Source organism: Dyella sp. 01L423 (assembly GCF_056399945.1).
Genome location: NZ_JBFTSI010000030.1, coordinates 1 through 604, shown reverse-complemented (window position 1 = coordinate 604; position 604 = coordinate 1). Strand labels below are relative to the sequence as shown.

At 70.2% G+C, this 604-nt stretch carries 1 protein-coding gene; it reads right to left on the bottom strand.

Going from position 1 to position 604, the window contains the following annotated elements:
* The coding region (locus AC1DMY_RS20895; RefSeq protein WP_477166758.1) for a substrate binding domain-containing protein at positions 1–604 on the bottom strand (604 nt) is incomplete at both ends.

The window sequence follows — 604 nt, the reverse complement described above, 5'->3', positions numbered from 1 at the left end:
TCGCCCCACTGTTCGGCGAGGAAATCGACGAAGGCCCGCACGCGCGGCGGCACCAGCCGGCGCTGCGGCATCACCGCGTGGATGCCGCTGTCGGCCAGCGGGTAGTCGGGCAGCACCGGCACCAACCGGCCAGCCCGCAGGTCGGCGCTGACATGCCAGACTGAATGCATGGCGATGCCGAAGCCGGCGAGCGCCGCATCGGCCAGCAACTCGCCCGTATTGGCCTCCACCCGGCCCTGCACGCGCACGGCCACCTCGCCGCCGGCGCCATCGCCCATCCGCCAGACATCGGAGCGGCCCTGGCTGCCGACCAGGATCAGGCATTGATGATGGGCGAGGTCCTGCGGCGTCTGCGGCCAGCCATGCTGCGCCAGGTAGTCGGGCGAGGCGCACAGCAGACGCTGGTTGTCCGCCAGCTTGCGCGCTACCAGCGTGGAGTCCGCCAGTGTGCCGATGCGGATGGCGAGGTCGAAGCCGCTGCTGACCAGATCGAGTACATGGTCGGTCAGGCTGATGCTGAGGCGCACGCCGGGATGGGCGCGCAGGAAATCCGGCAGCAGCGGCGACAGATACTGCCGGCCGAACGAGGCCGAGGTGGTAATCC